This is a genomic window from Nocardia sp. NPDC057663 (assembly GCF_042799895.1).
In the GTDB taxonomy this organism is placed as follows: domain Bacteria; phylum Actinomycetota; class Actinomycetes; order Mycobacteriales; family Mycobacteriaceae; genus Nocardia.
Window position 1 is genome coordinate 349,513 of the sequence record NZ_JBHVHX010000005.1, and the last position, 20,581, is coordinate 370,093.

The 20,581-nt window shown below is 69.8% G+C and carries 18 protein-coding genes and 1 pseudogene; 5 read left to right on the top strand and 14 right to left on the bottom strand.

Annotated features, from left to right (window positions below; all coding sequences use genetic code 11):
- Positions 1-41: 41 nt before the first annotated feature.
- Positions 42-371, bottom strand: coding sequence for a hypothetical protein (locus ACFVAV_RS15230; protein WP_379035209.1), 330 nt, complete (start codon positions 369-371; stop codon positions 42-44).
- 30 nt (positions 372-401) lie between these two features.
- Positions 402-1,010, bottom strand: a complete 609-nt coding sequence (locus tag ACFVAV_RS15235) for a TetR/AcrR family transcriptional regulator (RefSeq protein ID WP_379035211.1) — start codon at positions 1,008-1,010, stop codon at positions 402-404.
- A 65-nt stretch (positions 1,011-1,075) separates the two neighbouring features.
- Here ACFVAV_RS15235 and ACFVAV_RS15240 point away from each other — a divergent pair, with 65 nt between their 5' ends.
- Positions 1,076-2,080, top strand: a complete 1,005-nt coding sequence (locus tag ACFVAV_RS15240; RefSeq protein ID WP_379035213.1) for a saccharopine dehydrogenase — start codon at positions 1,076-1,078, stop codon at positions 2,078-2,080.
- Positions 2,081-2,093: 13 nt separating this feature from the next.
- Here ACFVAV_RS15240 and sigJ read toward each other — a convergent pair whose 3' ends face one another.
- Positions 2,094-3,026, bottom strand: a complete 933-nt coding sequence (sigJ, locus tag ACFVAV_RS15245) for an RNA polymerase sigma factor SigJ (protein ID WP_379035215.1) — start codon at positions 3,024-3,026, stop codon at positions 2,094-2,096.
- A gap of 162 nt (positions 3,027-3,188) precedes the next feature.
- Between sigJ and ACFVAV_RS15250 the strand changes: the two genes are divergently transcribed.
- From ACFVAV_RS15250 to ACFVAV_RS15260, 3 genes are read left to right on the top strand one after another with little or no spacing between them, the layout of a single operon-like run.
- On the top strand, positions 3,189-4,310 hold the full coding sequence (locus tag ACFVAV_RS15250) for an amidohydrolase family protein (protein ID WP_379035218.1): 1,122 nt from the start codon (positions 3,189-3,191) through the stop codon (positions 4,308-4,310).
- Positions 4,307-4,690 carry a hypothetical protein gene (locus tag ACFVAV_RS15255; protein WP_379035220.1) on the top strand — a complete coding sequence of 128 codons (384 nt, stop codon included), beginning with the start codon at positions 4,307-4,309 and terminating at the stop codon, positions 4,688-4,690. The genes ACFVAV_RS15250 and ACFVAV_RS15255 overlap by 4 nt, the downstream gene beginning before the upstream one ends.
- Before the next feature lie 5 nt (positions 4,691-4,695).
- On the top strand, positions 4,696-6,252 hold the full coding sequence (locus ACFVAV_RS15260; protein ID WP_379035222.1) for a multicopper oxidase family protein: 1,557 nt from the start codon (positions 4,696-4,698) through the stop codon (positions 6,250-6,252).
- Positions 6,253-6,258: 6 nt separating this feature from the next.
- Here the strand turns inward: ACFVAV_RS15260 and ACFVAV_RS15265 are convergent, their stop codons facing one another.
- Entirely contained in the window at positions 6,259-7,395 is a 1,137-nt protein-coding gene (locus tag ACFVAV_RS15265; RefSeq protein WP_379035224.1) for an epoxide hydrolase family protein, read from the bottom strand.
- 62 nt (positions 7,396-7,457) lie between these two features.
- Between ACFVAV_RS15265 and ACFVAV_RS15270 the strand changes: the two genes are divergently transcribed.
- Positions 7,458-8,423: a helix-turn-helix transcriptional regulator gene (locus ACFVAV_RS15270; protein WP_379035226.1), complete on the top strand. Its 966-nt coding sequence runs from the start codon at positions 7,458-7,460 to the stop codon at positions 8,421-8,423.
- Positions 8,424-8,462: 39 nt separating this feature from the next.
- Here ACFVAV_RS15270 and ACFVAV_RS15275 read toward each other — a convergent pair whose 3' ends face one another.
- The 10 genes and pseudogenes from ACFVAV_RS15275 to ACFVAV_RS15320 all read right to left on the bottom strand — a co-directional run.
- A complete protein-coding gene (locus tag ACFVAV_RS15275; protein ID WP_379035228.1) occupies positions 8,463-9,290 on the bottom strand; it encodes an alpha/beta fold hydrolase in 828 nt (275 codons plus the stop codon).
- A 79-nt stretch (positions 9,291-9,369) separates the two neighbouring features.
- Positions 9,370-10,743, bottom strand: coding sequence for an MFS transporter (locus ACFVAV_RS15280; RefSeq protein ID WP_379035230.1), 1,374 nt, complete (start codon positions 10,741-10,743; stop codon positions 9,370-9,372).
- 95 nt (positions 10,744-10,838) lie between these two features.
- Entirely contained in the window at positions 10,839-12,470 is a 1,632-nt protein-coding gene (locus ACFVAV_RS15285) for a TlrC/CarA/OleB/SrmB family ABC-F type ribosomal protection protein (protein ID WP_379035233.1), read from the bottom strand.
- Positions 12,471-12,741: 271 nt separating this feature from the next.
- Positions 12,742-14,175, bottom strand: coding sequence for a three-helix bundle dimerization domain-containing protein (locus ACFVAV_RS15290; protein ID WP_379035235.1), 1,434 nt, complete (start codon positions 14,173-14,175; stop codon positions 12,742-12,744).
- A 223-nt stretch (positions 14,176-14,398) separates the two neighbouring features.
- Complete coding sequence (locus ACFVAV_RS15295) at positions 14,399-15,004, bottom strand: HdeD family acid-resistance protein (protein WP_379035237.1); 606 nt, start codon at positions 15,002-15,004, stop codon at positions 14,399-14,401.
- Positions 15,005-15,166: 162 nt separating this feature from the next.
- On the bottom strand, positions 15,167-16,372 hold the full coding sequence (locus ACFVAV_RS15300) for a GNAT family N-acetyltransferase (RefSeq protein WP_379035239.1): 1,206 nt from the start codon (positions 16,370-16,372) through the stop codon (positions 15,167-15,169).
- Between the two features lie 48 nt (positions 16,373-16,420).
- Positions 16,421-17,044: a 1,4-alpha-glucan branching protein gene (locus tag ACFVAV_RS15305; RefSeq protein ID WP_379035242.1), complete on the bottom strand. Its 624-nt coding sequence runs from the start codon at positions 17,042-17,044 to the stop codon at positions 16,421-16,423.
- Positions 17,045-17,051: 7 nt separating this feature from the next.
- Positions 17,052-18,503, bottom strand: a complete 1,452-nt coding sequence (locus ACFVAV_RS15310) for a S8 family serine peptidase (protein WP_379035244.1) — start codon at positions 18,501-18,503, stop codon at positions 17,052-17,054.
- A 251-nt stretch (positions 18,504-18,754) separates the two neighbouring features.
- Positions 18,755-19,705, bottom strand: a complete 951-nt coding sequence (locus tag ACFVAV_RS15315) for a hypothetical protein (RefSeq protein WP_379035246.1) — start codon at positions 19,703-19,705, stop codon at positions 18,755-18,757.
- Positions 19,706-20,219: 514 nt separating this feature from the next.
- Positions 20,220-20,446 (bottom strand): annotated as a pseudogene (locus ACFVAV_RS15320) (IS21 family transposase); the annotation flags it as partial.
- Positions 20,447-20,581 lie beyond the last annotated feature (135 nt).

The window sequence follows — 20,581 nt, forward strand, 5'->3', positions numbered from 1 at the left end:
TTCGCCGAGCTGACCTGCTCCGCCTGACCTCCGCGTCGGCGTCATGGCCGTTCCGTCGGGAGCTCCCCGTACAACTGACGCGCACGTGTGGTCAGCAGCGGTAGCAGGATGGTGCGCCAAGTCGGCAGGTGCACTGTTTCCGACCGTTCACCGGCGACGAACTCACGCTCGGCGGCAGTGTCGTCGATGTCGACACCCACCAGGAGGGTGAACTCCTGCCGCAGTAATGCCGCGAACTCCGTCGCCGTCTCCGGTGCCGGGACGGCACAGATCCTGTCGCGCAATACATCCCACGCCACCGGATCGCCGGGCGCTCCCCACTGCCGCGGTCGCCGATCGAAGAGTCGAGCTATCTCGGAAGTATCTGGCACCCGCCGAATCCTACCGAGGACCCGGGCATGTCATCGGCGCTGCTCGACGCCGATACTGCCGACGATCAGGTCGGTGAGGGCGGCGACCGCTTCGCCTGCGGTCGTCGCGCCTCGGTTCAGCTCTGCGCCCAGGGTCTCGGCGGCACCGAGGACGGCGACACAGCGCAGCCGGAGCGCGGCGGCGTCGAGGCTCGAATAGGGCAGCAGGGCATTGGCCATCCAGTCGCGGTAGCTGTCGAGCATGTCGTGCTGGATCGCCTGGACGTCCGGATTGCCTTTCAGGGCGGCGGAGATCGCGTCGAATTCGGGCATGTCGGTGGCGCAGGCGAAGTAGGCGGCGCTCATCACCCGGGCGATCTCGGCGACGGTGGGTTCGGCGTCACGCACGGCTTGTTCCGCGGCGAGGCGGTGTCGTTCGTCGAGCCGGCGGTAGAGGGCGAGTAGCAGTTCGGGGCGCGTGCCGAAGTGGTCGTACACGATCGGCCTGCTCACGCCGGCGGCTTCGGCGAGCGTCACGAGCGTCAGCCCGTCGGTGCCGTGCTCGCGCACCATCGTCAGTGCGGTGTCGAGCAGCTGCTCGCGCCGGGCGGCCTTGGAGAGCCGGGGTGATCGTGCGGGCATCGTCCTCCCTTGCGTCATGCCGCCAGCTTAGCTACAAAGAGTAAGTTACAAAATGTAGCTTAATGTTGAGAGAGGAAATCACCATGGAGCATTCGCCCTCTGTCCTGATGCTGGGCGGTTCGGGACAGGCCGGTTCCGACACGGCGGCCCTGCTGCGTCGCTGGCACCCGACGCTGCCGCTGACGATCGCCGGCCGCGATCTCGACCGGGCCCAGCGGGTCGCCGACTCACTCGGCACCGCGAACGCCGTGACTGTCGACCTGCGACGGCGCGATCTCGGTCTGCCTGCCGAGGCGGCCTACTCGGCGGTGGTCGCGACACTGTGGGACGACCGGCTCAACGGGCTCGGCTATGCCCAGGACCACGGGTTGCCGTACCTCAGCATCTCGAGTGGCCTGTTCGATATCGGACCGGAAGTCGTCACTGGCGCCCAACGGGGAAGCGCCGCACCGATTCTGGTGGCGAGCCACTTCCTCGCCGGACTCGCGGTGCTCGCGGCACTGCACGAGGCGCGGGAGTTCGACCGGGTCGACAGCGTCCGGCTCGCTGCCGTGCTCGACGAGACGGACACGGGCGGGCCCGCCGGTGTCGCCGACCTCGAACGCTGGTACGCCGTGACCTCGGCGGGCCTGGTGCGCCGCGACGGGGTCTTCACCTGGCTCGCCGCCGAGGATGCCCAGGTGGAGGTGCGCACTGTCGACGGCACCCGCCTGGCCGGGCAGAGCATCCCGATTCTCGACGTGCCGAGCCTGGCAATGGCGACCGGCGCGCCGGATGTCCGGGTCGACCTGGCGGTCGGGGAAACCCCGAGCAGGCTCCGAGGCGAACCCGCGTCGATCGAAATCCGCATCGACCTGCGCGGAACCGATGCGGCGGGAGCTCCATTGAGCAGGAGCCGGTCGCTGCTGCACCCGGCCGGGCAGCGGCCGTTGACCGCGCTCGGGGTCGCGCTCGGTGCCGAACGACTGCTCGGACTGCGCGGTGCCGAGGTCGGCCCCGGCACCTACACGCCGGAGGCACTGATCGACCCCCGCTATGCCGCGCAGCGGATGGCCGAGGCGGGAGCCGTCCTCGTCGACGTGGACTAGAGAACCGACTGGGTCATGACCCGAGCATGCCTGGGCCGGTGGGGATCACGTGGGTGAGTTTCGCGGGGTTGGTGACCGAGTAGATGCCGACCACGGTGTCGTCGGCGGCGACGTCGAGGACAACGACGGCCAGTGGCGCGTCGCCGTCGAAGACGACCGCGCACGGGTCGCCGCTGACGGTCCGCCATCCGACCCGGTAGCCGTCGAGCCCCGCGGCGGCGACAGCGAGGAACACCTGCGCCACCGGCATCCGCCCGTGCACCGGGCGCAGACTGGTCGCGGGTCCGGTGCCGCCGCCGTCGGTCCACAGGGTGACATCAGGCGACAGCACGGCCAGCAGCTCCTCGAGGTCCCCACCCATCGCGGCGGCGACGAACCGTTCGGTCACCGCGCGGCAGACCTGGGGGTCCACTTGGGTGCGTGGTCTGCGGGCCTGCACGTGGGCGCGGGCGCGGTGGGCGAGCTGCCGAACCGCCGCGGGCGAACGGTCGACCATGTCGGCGATCTCGGTGTGCGGGTAGGCGAAGACCTCGTTGAGGACGAACACGGCGCGTTCGAGCGGGGTCAGGGATTCCAGGACCACCAGCATCGCCATCGAGAACGACTCGGTCCGCACGACCGCGGCGGCTCCGTCGCTCTGGGGTGCGTCGTCGACGAGTGGTTCGGGGAGCCATTGGCCCACATAGTCTTCGCGTCGACGGCTGACGGCGGTGCGCCGGGCCAGCGCCTGGTTCACCGCGATCCGGGTCAGGTAGGCGCGGGGGTTGTCGATGTGGTCGCCGCGCGTTCGGGCCGTCCATGCCAGCCACACCTCTTGCAGGACGTCCTCGGTGTCGGCGACGGTGCCGAGCATGTTGTAGACCACCGAGAACAGCAGTTCGCGGTGGTTCACGAAAATGTCGGTCGCGTCGGCGGTGTCATCGCTGTGCACGGTGTCCTCCTTCATGGCGGAAAGGTGTCGCTACAGAGAGGTGCGTGGCCACCGGATGTGTGACATGGAGTGCCCGAGCGTGTGATCCATCCCACGCGCACGCTGTTCGTCCGTCACAGTCGGTGATCCGGTTCCACTCCTTGTCGGCGAATCCATTTCTCCCACCTGGAGGTTGCCATGCGCACCCGTATCCGTGACGTCCGCGTCTTCGACGGCGAACACATCGTCGACCGCACCTCGGTCCTCGTCGACGGCGATCGCATCGTCGCCGAGGACGACAGCCCCGCCGACGTGGTCGTCGACGGCACCGGCCGCACCCTGCTGCCCGGCTTGATCGACGCCCACACCCACACCTTCGATACCGGCGACCTTGCCCGCGCCCTCGCCTATGGCGTGACCACCGAACTCGACATGTTCTGTCTCCCGGCACGACTGGCCGAGCAGCGGGCTGCGGCGGACCGCCGGGACGATCTCGCCGACTTCCGGAGCGCGGGCACCCTGGCGACGGCGCCGGGCGGTCATCCGAGTCAGCTGCTGGCGGCGCCGGGGGTCGCCGAACTCGATGTCGCCCCGTTCGACACCATCACAGATCCAGCCGAGGCGGGCGACTTCGTGCGGGCCAGACTGGCCGAAGGGGCCGACTATCTGAAGATCGTCATCGACGACGGCGCCGTCCACGGGATCGAGCTGCCGGTACTGTCCGCGGCCACAGCGAGCGCGCTGGTCACCGAAGCGCACGCGGCGGGTGTGCAGGTGATCGCGCATGCCGTCACCGAGGCCGAGGTGGAGATCGCGCTGGCCGCGGGAGTCGACGGTCTCGCCCACGTGTGGACCGACTTCTCTTCGCGCACCACCGATCTGATCGCACAGATCGTGGACCGTGATGTCTTCGTGGTGAGCACCCTGGCGTACTTCGAGGCGATCACCCAGGGCCGCGAGAATGTCGCCGACTGCGCGGTGCCGGGGTCCTTCGACGGCGCGATGCGTGTCGCACGCGCCCTGCGCGGCGCTGGAGTGGCACTGCTGGCCGGCACCGACGCCACTCCGTTCGTCCCCGCGCACGGCACCGGGCTGCATCGCGAACTGGTGCTGTTGACGGAAGCCGGACTGACCCCACCGGAGGTGCTCGCCGCCGCGACCAGCAGGCCCGCCGACCGTTTCGGGCTGACCGATCGCGGCCGGATCGCTCCCGGCTTGCGCGCCGATCTGCTGCTCGTCGACGGAGATCCGACCATCGACATCACCGCCACCCTCGCGATCGCCGAGGTGTGGCGGCGCGGCGTGCGGCAGGCCCGATGACCACGGCCGAGACCGCCCGCGCCTGGCCGCTGGCACTGTTCCGGACCACAGCGACCGGCGCGGCGGTGCTCGTCTTCGCCCAGGCAGCCCTGGCCGGTGGCTTCCTCGCCGGGCATTTCGAGGCATTGGCGCTGCACAGCCGAAACGGCGGCCTGGTCGCGATGGTGTTGTTGCTCCAGCTGATCTCGGCGGTGTCGTTGTGGCGCTTGGGTGGTGGTCCGGCATGGCCGGCGCGCACCGCGGTGGTCCAGGTGCTGATCGGTGCGGCGCTCATCCCGCTCGGTGAGCAGCGGGTACTCGCGCTGCACATTCCGCTGGCGGTCGGGTTGGCGATCGGAACGGCGTTGCTGGTGAGCTGGGCGTGGCGGTGGCAGCGGTGAGGGGCATGAGCAGGTGGGGATTCCTGCGCGCGGGAGCCGGTGTCGGTGCGGCAGCGGCGCTCGGTGCGGCCGGATGGGTGGGCATCCCGCGGATCACCGCACCTGGGCAGCCGGGTGTGCTGCTACCCAGCGGCACACCGCTGCCGCGTCCGTTCCGGACGGAGTTACCTATCCCGGCGGTGCTGCAGCCTGTGCGCGCCGATGCGACCACTGACTACTACGACATCGTCCAGCAGCGCGCCCATCTCGATATCCTGCCCGGACTGCGGACCGAGGCATGGACCTATCACGGCACCTTCCCCGGCCCGACCATCCGGGCACGGTCGGGCCGGGCCACCGCCGTGCGTCACCGCAACGAACTCCCCCATCCGACGGTGGTGCACCTGCACGGCGGACACACACCGGCCGACAGCGACGGCTATCCGATGGATGTGGTGCTGCCGGTCGGCGCGACCGGCAGCCGGTCCCGGAGCCACGGGCACGGGATCACCACCGCCACAGGCGCGGTCGCGCACGGTGAACGCACCTACCTGTATCCGAACAGGCAGCGCGCGGCCTCGCTCTGGTACCACGACCACCGGCACGGGTTCACCGGTCCGGCCGTCTGGCGTGGCCTCGCCGGTTTCCACCTCATCGGTGACGATGTCGAGGACGCCTTGCCGCTGCCGCGCGGCGACCGCGACATTCCGTTGTGCATCAGCGATCGGTCCTTCGCCGCCGACGGATCGTTCGCCTATCCGCTCCTCGATCCGTCCCTGCACACACCCGGCGTCACCGACCGATACATGAACGGCGTGCTCGGCGACGTGATCCTCGTCAACGGTGCACCGTGGCCGCGGCTGCGGGTCGCGCCGGCGCGCTACCGGTTCCGGCTCCTCAACGCCTCCAATGCGCGCCGGTACCGGCTCACGCTCGAATCCGCCGTTCCCTGCGGTGGATTCGTGCAGATCGGCAGCGACGGCGGCCTGCTCGACCACCCGATCCGGCACCGGCACCTCGACATCTCTCCCGCCGAACGGTTCGACGTCGTCATCGATTTCGCCGCCTACCCGCCCGGCACCGAGGTCCGGCTCCGCAACACCCTCGGCACCGGTTCGGCCGCCGATGTCCTGCGCTTCGACATCACCGGACCACCGGTCCGGGACGACACCGCCGTCCCGGACCGGCTCACCGACCTCGAGCGCCTGGACCCGGCCACCGCCGTCGCCGAACGCACCTTCCTGTTCCAGCTGCGCCCCGACGGCTGGACCGTCAACGGCGCACCCTACGAACCCGGCCGGGCGCTGGCGGACCCGCGCCGCGGCACCGTCGAGATCTGGCGGTTCATCACCGATTTCCATCATCCGGTGCATGTGCATCTGGACCCGTTCCAGGTCATCGCCCGCAACAACCGGGCTCCGGGGCCGTTCGACGCGGGCTGGAAGGACACCGTCGACGTCCGGCCCGCCGAGATGGTGACGGTCGCGGTCCGCTTCACCGACTACGCGGGCCCGTTCATGCTGCACTGCCACAATCTCGAACACGAGGACATGGCGATGATGGCCGACTTCCAGGTGCGGTGAGCGCGGTCAGCGCAGCGGCCGGAAGAACTCGCGCACATCGTCGACGAGCAGATCGGGCGCCTCCATCGCCGCGAAATGCCCGCCACGGTCGAACTCGGTCCAGCGCACCAGGTTGTTCTGCTTCTCGGCGATACCGCGAATCGTGCTGTCGCCGGGGAAGACCGCGATGCCCGTCGGCACGCCGGAGCTGGGCAGGTCGGCACCCCACTGCTGGGATTCCTTGTACAGGCGCATCGAGGAGCCCGCGGTGCGGGTGAACCAGAGGATCGCGATCTCGGCGAGCAGCGCATCGCGGTCGAGGGAGTCCTCGGGCAGGGCGGCGGCCGGATCCTTGTAGGTGTTGACGACATCGACGACCCAGCCGAGCAGTCCCACGGGTGAATCGGTCACCGCATGGGCCAGGGTCTGCGGGCGGGTGCTGTGCACACCCGCGTACGCGGAGGTCTCGTTGCTGCTCCAATCCTGGAGTGCGGCAAGCTTTTCCTGATCCTGCACCGAGTAGCCTGCGCCGTCGTCGTCCCAGGCGGGAATGGTGATCGCGGCATTGAGATGGACCCCGGCGACATGTTCGGTGTCGATGCGGCCCAGTTGCGGGGCGATGAACGACCCGGCGTCGCTGCCCTGCGCCCCGTAGCGGGAGTAGCCGAGCCTGCTCATGAGCTGTGCGATCAGGATCGCCGATCGCTCGGTCGCGGCCTGTCCCGGCTGTCGGGTGGGACCGGAGAAGCCGAAGCCGGGCAGGGTCGGGATCACCACGTCGAAGGCGTCGTGTGGGTCGCCGCCGTGGGCGCGGGGGTCGGTCAGCGGTCCGATCGTCGCGGCGAAATCGGTGAACGGCCACCCGTGCACGAGGACCAGCGGCAGCGCGCCGGGTTCGGGTGAGCGGACGTGGGTGAAATGGATGCGCTGACCGTCGATGTCGGTGACGAACTGGGGTCGGGCATTGCGGGCGGTTTCGGCGGCGCGCCAGTCGAAGCCGGTGCGCCAGTAGTCGGCGAGGCCACGCAGGTACGCGGTGGGCAGGCCGTAGGTCCAGCCGGTGTCGGGCAGGTCGTCGGCCCAGCGGGTGCGGGCGAGGCGATCGTGCAGCTCGTCGAGGTCGGATTGCGGAATGTCGATGAGGAAGGGGTGGATGTCGTTCATGCCGACCACGCTACGAACCAGTTAGGTCGAAATCGGACCTAAGTTGCGGGCATTCTGGAGGCATGTCCGAAACGTCGGCCCGGTTGCTCCGCCTGCTGTCGCTGTTGCAGACCCACCGTGCGTGGTCCGGCGCCGAACTCGCGTCGAAGCTCGAGGTCACCGCGCGCACCGTGCGCCGCGATATCGAGCGGCTGCGCGGGCTCGGCTATCCGGTGCAGGCCTTGCAGGGGACGGCGGGCTATCGGCTGGGCGCCGGGGCGTCGATGCCGCCGCTGCTGCTCGACGACGAGGAGGCGGTGGCCGTCGCGGTCGGTCTGCGGACCAGCTCGGGTGGCACCGTCACCGGCATCGAGGACGCCTCGCTGCGGGCGCTGGCCAAGCTGGAACAGGTACTGCCGTCGCGACTGCGGCACCGGCTGAGCACCCTGCAGCAGTCGATGGTGCGCGTCGCCGCCGAGGCGCCACGCGTGCCGTCGGAGACCCTGCTGGCGATCGCGGAAGCGTGCCGGCGGCACGAACGCCTGCGGTTCGACTACACCGATCACACCGGCCGCACCTCCGTGCGCGACGCCGAACCCGACTCGCTGGTCAATGTCAGCAGGCACTGGTATCTGGTCGCCTGGGACGTCGACCGGGCGGACTGGCGGTCGTTCCGGGTCGACCGGCTGCGTCCGCGGATCCCGACCGGACCGCGCTTCACCCCGCGCCCGCTGCCCGACGGCGACGCGGTGGCGTATCTGTCACGCAGGCTCTCGAGTGAGTCGTGGCTGTGGCGCACCGTCGTCACCCTGCACGGGCCGGCCACCGAGATAGCCGAACGTCTGTGGCCCGGCACCGGTGTTCTCGAACCGGTCGACGACGTGACCTGTCTGCTGCATCTGGGCGCGGACTCCCCTGCCTCGCTCGCCTGGATGATCACCGCGCTGGACACCGATTTCACCGTCACCGGCCCACCCGAACTCGTCACGGCACTGCGCAGGTTGAGCGACCGATGCCGCAACGCGGTCGATGCACCTGATGCCGACTAGCACCGACTGCCCGCTGTTGATGCGCTGCCCCAGCACCTCTCACGGCTCGTCCAGGACTTCCTGCAGGCGGGCGGCGAACGCGATCGGGCCACCGACGAATCCGGTGTGATCACCGGGGAACAGCACCGGCTCGGTGCCCAGCACCGCGGCCAGCTCGCGCGACGTGCGGTCACAGAACTGCCCGGTCGACGCGGCGCCGATGCCGACGATCACGCGGGTGGGCACGGAGCGCAGCAACGGCTGGTCGGGCACCCACTCGGTGGTGGCGCGCAGTTCATGGTCGAACCAGTGGCGTTCGCTGTCGACCTGCCGCGGGTCCCGGTCACCACCGAACATCCGCTGCACCACCGCGTCCGGGATCGCGAAGCCGGTCTGGGCGAAGAATTTCCGCCACGCGCCGACCACGTCGCCGGTGTCGTAGGTGGCGATGATGTCCTCGGTGACGGCGCGCTGGTCCTGCGCGTCGGGCAGCAGCTCGCGCAGTGGCGGTTCGTGCGCGACGACGGTGGTGACCAGGTCGGGGGTGGACTGGGCGAGCGCGAGCGCGCTGACGGCGCCGCCGCTGGAACCGAACACCACCGCCGGACCGGCGTCGAGGTGGGTGATCAGCCGGGCGAGGTCGTCGGCGCGGGCGAGCACCGCCGAATCCTGCTGCGGGTCGTCGAGGGGGCTGGCGAAATGCCCACGCGGATCGGTGGTCAGCACGGTGTTGGTGGCGGCGAGCTGGTCGGCCAGCGGCGCGAACGCGGCGGCGTTCATCGGCGCGCCGACGAGCACGAACAGCGGTCCCGTCCCGCGGACCTCGTAGTACAGGCGGGCATCGGGCACCACGAGGGTGCCGGTGGTGACGGCGGAGCTGGCGGTCATGAGACTCTCCCGGATCTCGGCTACAGGTAGCACTCATTGAGACGGTGGCCGGTCCGGGATTTCATCGCTCGCCGCGAATTCATCGCGCTTTCGCCGGGGCAAGACGGGCGAGGACGAGCACCAGCAGCCCGCACGCCGCCACCACGGACCACCCGGACAGCGCGTCGCCGATCGGATCTGCCGCGGCGACCAGCCCGCCCGCCACCGCGATGCCGACCGCCGCACCCACCTGCCGGGCGGTGGAGGTGATACCGCCCGCGACTCCGGCCCGATCGGCGGGCAGCCCGCTCACCGCGGTGTTGGTGATGGGCGCGTTGGCGAATCCGAACCCGATGCCGACGAGTCCGAGAGCCACCAGGAGTACCGCCGGGTCCGTGCCTGCCGCGGCGAGCAACAGCCCACCGGCGGTGAGGAATCCGCCCGCGAGCAGCAGTGGCGGCCGGGCACCGACGCGACCGACGAGCACCCCGGACAGCGGTGCGCACAGTGTCGCGGCCACAGCCAACGGCAGCGTGATCGCGCCCGCTGCGACCGCGCTCATTCCCCGCTCGTGCTGCAGATGCCAGGTACTCAACAGCAACGTCGTCGTCAGCGCGACGAACACGACGACCGCGGCGGCCACCGCGGCGGTGAACGGCGGCCGCCGAAACAACCGCAGATCCATCAACGGTTCGGCCACCTTGCGCTCGACCCACACGAATCCGCCTGCCGCCACACCGATGCCGAGGTAACCGGCGATCGCCGCGGTCGACGTCCACCCGATCCGCGGGCCTTCGATGAGCACCGCGATCACCCCGCCGACGACCACGACCAGCAGTACCTGCCCCGCACCGTCGATCCGCCGCGGATGCTGTCCCCGGGATTCCGGCACCACCAGCATCGTCAGCACGAGAGCGACGACCACGACCGGCACCGCGATCCAGAACACCGACCGCCAGCCGAACCAGTCGACCAGCGCGCCACCGAGCGTCGGCCCGACCGCCATGCTCAGCCCGAACACCGCCGCCCACACTCCGATCGCCCTGGCACGCTGCCGCGGATCGGTGATCGTGGCCACCACGATCGCCAGCGCCACCGGACTCAGCATCGACCCGCCGATGCCCTGGGCGATCCTGGCCGCGATCAGCACCTCGACCGTCGGCGCGACCGCGCACACCGCCGAAGCGGTACCGAAAACGACCAGCCCGAGCCGGAATACGCGGCGCCTGCCGAACCGGTCGGCGATCGCGCCGGAGGTGATGAGGAAGCTCGCCAGGGCCAGGGTGTAGGCGTCGACGATCCATTCCAGTCCCTGGGTGCCGACGCGCACGCCGTCGGCGATGGCGGGCAGGGCGACGGTGACGATGGTCGCGTCGAGCCCGACGACGAACAGGCTCAGCGAGCACACGCCCAGCACCGTCCAGGGGTGGACGGCGCCGGCCGCGGCGCGCGTGCGGGTGGGGTTGTCCAGCATGGGTGGTCCTCCTCGGATGAGGGCCCGAGTATCGCCACCGCCCATGCCGGATGACCAGAATCGTTGCCGGAACAGCAAATCCGGCCCGCCGGTGGCTACGCGGCGATCTCGGTCATCTCCCCGTCCCGCAATGCCATCCGGTCCCCGGTGAACCGGCGGCGCAGCTGGCGATCGTGGGTGACGATCACCAAGGCGCCCGGGAACTCGTCGAGCGCCTGCTCGAGTTCCTCGACCAGCGCCGGGGCGAGGTGGTTGGTCGGTTCGTCGAGCAGCAGCAGGTCGGCGGGTTCGGTGACCAGGCGGGCGATCTCGATGCGCCTGCGCTGCCCGTAGGACAGCTCACCGACCCGCAGCGCGAGTTCGGCCGGACGGAACAGGCCGAGATCGAGCAAGGTGTCCGCGTGGTCGTCGGGGTGGCCGGGTCGGTCGGTGGCGAACGCGGTGAGCACGGTCGCCGACGCCCGGTAGCGGGGTGGTTCCTGCCGCAGCCAGCCCACCCGGCCGGTGATCCGCACGGTCCCGGCGTCGGGCACCAAATCACGGGCGAGGATCCGCAGCAGGGTTGTCTTGCCCGCTCCGTTCGGCCCGGTCACGAGCATCCGCGCGCCGGGTTCGACGCGCAGCGCGGGCAGCGCGAGGCGATCGTCGACGCGGATGCCGGTCAGCTCGGCGACCGGACCCGCCACCGCATCCTCGATCGTGGTCGGCACCGCCGCATGGAATTGCAGCGGATCGATCGGCGCCGCCACCGGATCGGCATGGAGCCGCGCGACCCGCTCTTTGGCGTTGCGGATGCGCGACATCGCGCCGTGCCCGCGCCCACGTGCCCGGAACGGTCCGGCGGCGAACACGGCCAGCGGCAGTTTCCGCGGAATCGCCTCGAGCCGGATGACATTGGATTCGGCCAGTCGCCTGCTGCGTGCCAGTTCGGCCCGCCAGTCCGCGTATTCCTGTGCGGCCCTGCGTCGTTGGGCCGCTTTCGCGGCCAGGTAGCCGGCGTATCCGTCGCCGAAGCGGGCGACCTGCCCGGCATCGACCTCGAGGATGGTGCTGGTGATCCGTTCCAGGAACACCCGGTCGTGGGTCACCGCGACCACCGTGCCCCGATGTGCTCTCAGCTGCTGTTCGAGCCAGGCGACCGCGCCGTCGTCGAGGTCGTTGGTCGGTTCGTCGAGCAACAGCAGTTCCGGCGCCGAGGCCATCGTCGCCGCCAGCGCGAGCCGGGCCTTCTCCCCGCCGGACAGGGTCGAGAGCGGACGATCGCGATCGAGCCCTGGCAGGCCGAGCGCGGCCAGCGCGATCTCGACGCGTGCGTCGGCCCGGTAGCCGTCGCGTGCTTCGAACCGGGCGAGCAATGCCGCGTAGTCGTCGAGCAGCGCCGGATCACCGTGTGCCAGTTGCTGTTCGGTGCTGCGCAGCTGTGCCTCGAGTGTCCGCAGGTCGGCCAGTGCGTGGTCGATGGCCGTGGCGACGGTCGCGGTACCGGGCAGTTCGAGGACCTGCGGGAGGTAGCCGATACCGCCGGGCGCCGCGACGATCACGCTGCCGTTGTCGGGGTGTTCGGCTCCGGCGAGCAGCCGGAGCAGGGTCGACTTCCCTGAACCGTTCTCGCCGATCACGCCGACCGTTTCACCGGGTGCGATCGACAGCGACACGGTGTCGAGAACGGTGGTGGCGTCGTAGCGCTTGGTGACGTCATGGAGGGTGAGTTGGGCGGTGCTGGTCATGTCGGCAGCTCCTGTTCTCGGCCGCGCAGGGCCGCACGAAAGGCCCCGTGACGGGGCTGGATCGAGGGAACGCACGCGGACCGAGCGAGGTGGCGTGCGGTGGCGGAACGCGGAGCTCAGCTCTACGCGTTCGGCGCGGTCACTAGATCAGGAAACCCATGAGGTCTACGACCATAACGACAGTCCGCTCGGTGCGCCACCTCTTTTTCGGTGGCAGAAAACACGAGTGCCGCGCAGCTGTGGAGCTGCGCGGCACCGGGTGAGCTGTCGGTCAGTTATAGGACTTCGCGACCCCGTCGAGCAGATGCTCGAGTGTGTCGTAGGCGGGCGCGTCGACCACGTCGATCAGGTCGGCGGGCACCGGCACATTCCGTTCGGTGGCGATCGCCGTGAACTGCGCGTTGTCGCCCGTGCGGAAGCCGTGCTCGGCGGCCAGCCGCCGCAGCTCGGGGTTCTCGGTGAGCAGCTTGCCGATCGTGTCACCGGTGCCGGTCAGCGGGACCAGGGTGTGGCTCGACAGCACGGTCGGGGTCGGGTAGGTCAGCACCATGTCAGGCTTGATCCGGCCCTGGCCCGCGGCCTCGACGTACTGGGCTTCATAGATGCAGACCAGCGGCGTCGGGCCCATTCCGTTGGTGAGGTACTGGGTGAACGGGCCTTCGCTGCTGTTGTCGGTGTAGCCCTGGGCGAGAAACAGTTTCGACAGGGCGGGCAGCACGTGCTGTTCGGCGGTGGCGCCGCGCACGATGGTGTGGTCGTTGGCGACGTAGCTCGCGATCGACAGGTACATGGCGGCGGAGTTGGAGCTGCGTGGGTCGGTGGTCGAGACCAGGATGTTCTTCGCGACCGGGTAGGTGGTGTTGTCGGGCAGGTCGTCCCACTGCACGCCGGTGCCGGCGAGTTCCAGGTACCGGTTCATGTCGAAGGTCGGGACCGGGCCGGGCTTGATCACCCCTGCCGCGGTCAGCAGGTCCGCGATCGGCCGATAGGTGGCGATCGCGATCGGCGAGGCGAACGGCGTGTACTTGGCGGTGATGTTGCGCTGCCGCTGGATCCGTTCGGCGGCGGGGCTGCTCGACGGGAACGCGAAATCGAACTGACCGAGATCGACGGTCGTCGCGATCTGGCGCGACCCGGCCGGCTCGACCTCCACCTTCACCCCGTTGTCGGCGAGCACCTTCACCACGCGCTCGTCCTGGAAGAACGCCACCTTCTCCGAGCCGACGACACCGCGCACGGTAATCGCCGCCGCGACGGCGGGAGTCTCGGCGGCGGGGGCGTCCGCACCGCCCGGCAGCAGGATCACCCCGGCCGCGACCGCGGCGACGACGGTGACCGCACCGATCGACAGGGGTAGCACGCCGCGCCTGCTCACCAGGCTCCCGCGCTCGCCGGTCGAGTTCGCCTCCGGCGCAGTCTCCGGATCCGGGGTGGCGGCGCGGACGGTCGCCGCGGGCGCGGGCACCCGGACGGTCGGATCGGGATCGGCGAGTTCGGTGCGCACGATCCGCTCGACCAGGATCGGCACGAACTCCCGGATCGGCTTGCCCGCGAAACGATGATGCGCGGCGCCCACCGCCGAGGTCACCTGGTCGGCGGGGACGTTCTCGGACAGGTCTTCGACCAGACTCTCGGTCATGCGCCGCATGGCCAGCTCTTCACGCTGGACGGTATCGGCGGCTTCGCCGGGGGTTACGCGCGACACCACAATTCTCCTGGACTCACATCGGGCTGCGGACGCGGCGCGCCGACCGGGCCCTCCCGTGCGCACGCCGCGGGCCACGCTACCGGCGCGCAGCACAGTTGCCCCAGCTGTGAACGGCCTGGCACGCAGAGTTCAGCACCCGCTCCGCTGCCCGCAATGTCATGTTGTCCGGGCGTTCGCGTAAACATCGAATCCCCTACTGCCCGTGTGGGATTCACTACTTTTATTCGGAGGCGGCCGGTCTGTGGACGACCGCGGTTTCGGTCGGCGCCTGCCGTGCGGCGCGCAGTGCCGTGTTCAGCATCCCACCGGCGAGCAGTTCCAGCACGCCGATCACGAGCAGCGCACTCCCGGCGACCGTCGCCAGTCCGGTGACGGTCTGGAACTGCATGGCGATCATCGTGATCCCGATCGCCGTCGTACCCAGCCCGCAGACTTCGTGCAGCCAGCCGTCGGTGACGCTGTAGTCCCAGGCCGCGACCAGTGCCTGCACGACGCCGCGGACCGACCAGCCGATCCCGATCCACAGCGCGAGCAGTTCGATGTTGCCGCCGCTGAAGGCCAGCACCGCCAGGATCACCGTCAGCACGGCGCTGACCAGAACCAGCACCCGCAGCAGGAACGCGATCCGCGCCCGCAGCGCCAGATACACCTGCACGGCGGCACTGAGCAGCAGCGAGATGCCGAACAGGACGGCCAGCGTGGATTCGCTGCGGCCGGGCCACAGCAGTGTGACGACGCCGAGAACGAAGGAGCACCCGCCGGCGATCAGCATCGCCTGGCGGGTTCGGTCACGCGCCGGTTTCCCCTCCCCGTCGTGCACGGGCATTGGCACACGATATGCCCGCATCGCTCGATAGCCGTAGATTTGCCCGCGCGCGTCGGCGGCGGGTTCACGTCAACCGGTCCCGGACCAGAGGATCGCCCTCGCGCGAATCCACAGCTACTCAGATTGCGCGCCCGGGACCCGGCACACACACTCGCGGGCGCGCTAGAAGAACCAGCCGAGTTCGGGCGCACGCTCGGAGGCGAACGCTTCGTCGAAATCGCGCAGCGCGGCGGGCGCGCCGACCCGGATCCGATGGCCGGCGGCGAGGTTCCTGGCGCGATGCGCGCCGAAGTACAGGGCGCCGAGCACGTTGATGTCGAAACCGAGTTCGGCGGGCCGCGTGGTCGGTTCGCATTCGGCGATGCCGTCGCGAATCCGCAGGGCGAAGGTGCCGCCCGCCGACCGGAACGGATCGTGGACCGACAGCACCGTGTCGACGTCGTGGCGGTACGTGCGCGCGGTCAGGGCTGCGGGAATGTCCATGAGCCGCGCCCACAGTGCGTCCCCGCGATCGGTCACCCGAACGGCACGTGGGTCGGTGAGCAGGTACGGCAGCGGATCGTCGTCGGCGATCTCGACTTCCACCGCGTCGATCAGATCCATGCCGAGCAGCACCCGCCACAATGCGGCGTGGGCGTCGGGGGTGACGGCACGGTATTCCCACACGGCCGCGACGGACCGCTGATCGTGGTAGCGCCGCCGGTACAGGGCGTAGCCGTCGGGGTGAATCAGCGCGAACAGCGAGGTGGCGCCGCCGCGGTGGCGTTCCACATCCGCGAAGAACAGGTCCCACTTGGGTTCGGGCCGCACCTGCGCGCCGGGCACCGACCGCTGCCAGCGCTCGTACACCTGCCGGATATGCGGTGCGGCCTCGGCGAGCGTCGCCATCGAGACACCACCGGGATCGGGTGTGGTCGAACGGAATTCGGCGCGCCGGCGATCGATGGAGACGGTGGTGGCGAGGATCGCCGTGTCGTAGCCGAACCGACCGTAGATCGTGCCCTCGCTGGCGGTGAAGATCGTCAGCGGTAACCCGTCGGCCTCGGTCCGCTCGTGCTGCGCGGTATACAGTTCCCGCAGGATCCCGCGCCGCCGATGCGTCGGCGCGACCGCCACCCCCGACACACCGCACGCCTGCACGGTGCGCTCCCCCGGCACGGTCACCGTCATCGTCAGATCGACCGTGTGGCCCACGATCCGATCACCGTCGACCGCGACCAGCGACCGCTCGACCGGAAACAACTCGCCCCGGTACCCGAGTTCGTCCTCCCGGTACCGCATCCCGAAACCGGCCTCCTGCAATCCGATGATCGCAGCCCAATCCTCGCTGGTACCCGACCGCACGGTGACGCTCTTCGCTGATGCCATCTCCGTACCATCCCACGCCCAGCCACCACCGCACATCCCATTTTCCGGCTAGCCGGGCACCACCCGCACCACCTCGACCAACCCCTGCCCCTGGTCGGCCGACGCGGACGGCGCGGCAACCGAACCCACCACACCGGGTGCGGGCGCGACCGGCCTACGGCTGAAGCGCAAGACGATCCCGCCGACACTGACGTCGGTGCCGGCGTCATCGTCGACGGCGCCGCGCATCTCGCCACCAGCCCACGACAACTCCGCGCGGCTGACCACCACCGACGTATCGACGCTGTCACTGGCATTCTGCGCTCGAGCCGACACTCGCCCTGCCACAAGGTCGAGGACCGCGTCCACGGCCACCGGGTCGCTCGCGCCGTCGTAGATCCACCGGCGACCGAGGACACCGTGCTCGGCCGTCCCGAGCAGCGCACCGTCGCCACCGGGCACCGGGACACCGCGATAGGTGAGCGGAACGCTGTACAGCACCGCATCGGCTCCCGACTCGTCCATCAGCAACAGGAACTCGATGCCCACCGCTCCGTCGGCATCGTCGAGCCGGAACCCGCCGACCTTCCTGAGCCTGGGTGTCGTGCCCAGGTACCACTGCCGCCCGGGCAGCCACGCGGCAACGAGCTCGAGCTTGCTCGGGGTGAGGGTGGTCTGGTGGATGACTGCCATGAGTGCGCTATGTCCGTCCGAGCATTGCGCGCAGGTCGGGGAGGGTTCCGATGCGCTGGGTGGTGGGGCGGCCGGGAGCCGGGGTCTGCGGTGAGCCGGTGGCACGCAGGAGGGCTCTGATCTGATCCGGCGTGGCGCGCCCGGCACCGAGGGCTCGCATGCCCTGATAGGCGGCGATGGCACCGACGACGATCGGGGATGCGCTCGAGGTTCCGCTGAATTCGTCGGTGTACCAGAGGTCTTCGTCGGCGCCGCCCTGGAGATCACCGTAGCCGGTGGTGGTGACTTCACGGCCCCAGCCCTGGACATCCAGGCGTGCACCGTAATTGGAGAACGGGAGGCGGGAGCGGGCGGGGCCGTGGTCGCGGCCGTGCAGGCCGGGTGGTGGGGCGCCCGCGCCGACCAGGACGGCGCCGGAGTCGGTGTCGCCGCCGCGGAACGGGTTGTGCCAGGTCGCGGGGAAGTCGCCGGGCCGGGCGTCGTAGACGGGATCGTCGAAGTTCTCGTTCCCGTTGCCTGCGGCCTCGACGACGACGATGCCGCGGCCGACGGCGTACCGGATGGCGGCGAAATCGTCCGGCCACCACTCGACGGCGATGTAGCCGCGCTGATCGGGTTGACTCCGGTAGTCGAATCGAGGTCCGGGGCGGTGCAATTCGATGAGCAGGACGTCGCCGGGGTCGAGGGCATCAGCCGCCGAGCGGATCGCGGCGGCCGAGCCGATCCCGAAGATCGAGATCGCCCTGATGTGCGCTTCGGGCGCGATCCCGGTGACACCGAAGCCATTGTGATCGCCACTGATCTCCCCCGCGACCGCTGTGCCGTGGTTGCGCCAGCCGATATCGGCCGAGGAGGTTCCGCCGATCACGCCGCCTTGGTTCTGCCGCAGGTCTTCGTGGGTGAATCGCCAGGCCCCCTCCACGTCGATCACCCGCATCCCGGTGCCGAGCCCACCGGGCCGGGTATGCGCCCACACCGCGTCGATCCCGGTCGGCGCGGCGTCCAGATAGGCTTGCCTGCTGCGGAAATCGGGGGTCGCCGCCGGTGCGTCCGGTGCGACGGTGTTCTCGGCCAGTGGCGCGAGGGGCGGTTCGGCCGCGGGTTTCACGTAGGCGGCGGCCACCGTGTCGTCCCGGCGGAGTCGATCCGCGAGTGCCGCGAGATCACCCACCTGACCGCGCACCGAGTAGTAGCCGAGGTACTCCCCGGCGACCGGCGCCTGCGGTGTATCCGCCAGTCGCTCCGCGAGCCGGTTGTCCGGGCCGAAGATGGGGACCAGCTGCGCCGCGGCAGGGAGCAGGTCGTCGACGTGGCTGCGCACGGAACGGTTCTCACGTAGCGCGATCGGCGTGAGCTCGGTAGCGGTCGGCGTGGTGACGACGACCAGTTCGGCCGGCGAGACCGCGGGGCCGGGCACCCCTGGTCGACGCTGCCTGCTGGGTCGGGCGGTGGAAGCCATGGCTACCAGTGAACAGTGCGCCGGGCCGAGCCGCCACCGATGCGCCGCAACCGGATTCGCGACACGCCCGACTCGTGCCGCGAACCTGGTCGCGCCGAGCAGATCGGCCAGGATCCGCTGTGCCGCGCCGACGCCCTGCGGCGCGAACGGCGGGTGTCGCACACGGTTTGGCCCGGCGGAAGATCGGCCACGGTGAGGACTCGAAGGCCACCGCGTCGATCAAGGCCGGTGAACTCGGTCACCGGCTCCGATTACTCGCGCGCAGGGTGTAGTGCCCGGACGGCCAGGAGTTCGTCGAGTTGACGTTCGGCACGTTCGGCGCGCGCGAGGGTCTGCTGACGGGCGTCGTCCAGCGTGGCCAATCGTTCCGCGGTTTCGGTCCGCAGTTGGTCGAGCGCGGCCGCCGATTCGACGCGCCGCTGCTCGGCGTCCGCCGCGGTGGTGCGGCGAAGCTCGGCGAGTTCGACGCGGGTTCGATCGAGTTCGGTTCGGGTGGTGTCGAGTTCGGTCCGCGCCCGGCGCCACTCCTCACGCGCTTCGGCCGCGGCTTCCACCCGCTCGGCGGTGGCTTGTTCGGCACGTGCGGTGGCGCGGTCGGCGTCGGCGGCACGTTGGATCGCCAGATCCCGTTCGGCGTTCGCGGCGGCGACCCGCGCTTCGGCATCCCGGCGCTGGTGGGCCACCTCGGCATCGGCCCGCTGCTCGGCCCGCACAACGCTGTCGGCGGCGTCCTGCCGTGCGGCGTCGATCTCGTCGGCCGCTTTCCGTTGCGCGGCCCGCACTTCGGACTCGGCTTCGCTGCGCGCGGCGAAGACGTCGTCGGCGGCCTGTTTGCTGAGTTGCTCCACCGAGGCCAGTACTTCATCCCTGGCGGCGAGCGCTTCGGCCACCGCTTGTTCGGCCTCTTCGGCGGCGAGCACCGCCTCCTGTGCCACCGATTCCGCCAGTGTCCGCGCTTCCTCGGCCCCCCGCCGCGCCTGTTCGGCAGCGACGCCTGCCATCTCGGCCTCGGCGATCCGTCGCGCGGCATCCGCCTGCACCGCCTGGACCTGCGCTTCTGCCACCGACGGGTCACCCAGCGTCTGCAGCTCCGCGACCGCGGCAGTGAGCGTGGTCCCCAATTGCTCCGCGAGCCCACGGAACTGACCGAGCAGCTCGTCGGCCCGCAGCCGCGCCACCGTCACCGGCCCTTGAGTCGTCACAGTGACGGAATCCCCCGCACTCTCCGACTCCTGTTGCAGCCGTTGCCGTTCACGCCAGGCACGCCATCGCGTGTGGTCCGGGTGATCGCAGTACTCGGACGGACGACCCGGGCCACCGCCGCGGGTAATGGGACGGGCACAGCCCGGATAGTTGCAGACGCTCGACACGGGAGAATCGTAACGTTGGTTTCGTCATTTCCCTACGGATTAGACGAAACGAAAACCGTGTCGCCCCTTGAGGACTCGAATCGAGCGGTTCTCTGTCTGACCGCCGATAAGTGAACATTATCGGCGGTCAGAGTCCTGGCCTACGCCCGAGCACCTCGGATTATTTACGTTTACGTTTGGTTGTATCCAACCAAACGTAAATGCCACGAAACCAGTCGGAAACTGTGCTCGCCTGTACGGGCGTACCAATGACACCTTCGTGACACCCGTCATCAAAATGTCAGTGCCGCGATCAGGCGATACGTCGGTCGTGTCAGTAGAAGGCGTCACTGGATGTCAGTAACCGCAGATCGCACTGGGCCAGCTCGCCGGGCTGATGCTCGGTCCGCGAGGCCGGATCCACCGGCTTCAACAACGGCCGCAGCTGCTGCACCCGTTCGAAGAACACCGTCTTGCCCCGCCGTCAGCCGACGCACTCCATGACCACAGTCGTCGGCATGTCCGGGAGCTCCACCCGGATCGACGGCTCGAACTCATCGACCGCCGACCCACGCGGCTCGCGCGGATCGCCATTCCTTCCGCGCGATGCAACCGGCGGATCTCCGCCCAGTCGGGGGTCGGGGAGCATCGGCGGGAAATCCGGCGCTAAGGAGTTATGGCAGATAGCGGCCCACTATCTGCCATAGACCGGGAGTCGTCCTGGCGCGA

Excerpts from the sequence above, each read along its gene's own strand:
- ACFVAV_RS15305 (WP_379035242.1), bottom strand. The coding sequence starts at position 17,044 with ATGGCAGTCATCCACCAGACCACCCTCACCCCGAGCAAGCTCGAGCTC.
- ACFVAV_RS15280 (WP_379035230.1), bottom strand. The coding sequence starts at position 10,743 with ATGCTGGACAACCCCACCCGCACGCGCGCCGCGGCCGGCGCCGTCCAC.
- ACFVAV_RS15260 (WP_379035222.1), top strand. The coding sequence starts at position 4,696 with ATGAGCAGGTGGGGATTCCTGCGCGCGGGAGCCGGTGTCGGTGCGGCA.
- ACFVAV_RS15255 (WP_379035220.1), top strand. The coding sequence starts at position 4,307 with ATGACCACGGCCGAGACCGCCCGCGCCTGGCCGCTGGCACTGTTCCGG.
- ACFVAV_RS15275 (WP_379035228.1), bottom strand. The coding sequence starts at position 9,290 with ATGACCGCCAGCTCCGCCGTCACCACCGGCACCCTCGTGGTGCCCGAT.
- ACFVAV_RS15295 (WP_379035237.1), bottom strand. The coding sequence starts at position 15,004 with ATGCCCGTGCACGACGGGGAGGGGAAACCGGCGCGTGACCGAACCCGC.
- ACFVAV_RS15240 (WP_379035213.1), top strand. The coding sequence starts at position 1,076 with ATGGAGCATTCGCCCTCTGTCCTGATGCTGGGCGGTTCGGGACAGGCC.
- ACFVAV_RS15285 (WP_379035233.1), bottom strand. The coding sequence starts at position 12,470 with ATGACCAGCACCGCCCAACTCACCCTCCATGACGTCACCAAGCGCTAC.
- ACFVAV_RS15300 (WP_379035239.1), bottom strand. The coding sequence starts at position 16,372 with ATGGCATCAGCGAAGAGCGTCACCGTGCGGTCGGGTACCAGCGAGGAT.
- ACFVAV_RS15265 (WP_379035224.1), bottom strand. The coding sequence starts at position 7,395 with ATGAACGACATCCACCCCTTCCTCATCGACATTCCGCAATCCGACCTC.
- ACFVAV_RS15235 (WP_379035211.1), bottom strand. The coding sequence starts at position 1,010 with ATGACGCAAGGGAGGACGATGCCCGCACGATCACCCCGGCTCTCCAAG.
- ACFVAV_RS15310 (WP_379035244.1), bottom strand. The coding sequence starts at position 18,503 with ATGGCTTCCACCGCCCGACCCAGCAGGCAGCGTCGACCAGGGGTGCCC.
- sigJ (WP_379035215.1), bottom strand. The coding sequence starts at position 3,026 with ATGAAGGAGGACACCGTGCACAGCGATGACACCGCCGACGCGACCGAC.
- ACFVAV_RS15250 (WP_379035218.1), top strand. The coding sequence starts at position 3,189 with ATGCGCACCCGTATCCGTGACGTCCGCGTCTTCGACGGCGAACACATC.
- ACFVAV_RS15270 (WP_379035226.1), top strand. The coding sequence starts at position 7,458 with ATGTCCGAAACGTCGGCCCGGTTGCTCCGCCTGCTGTCGCTGTTGCAG.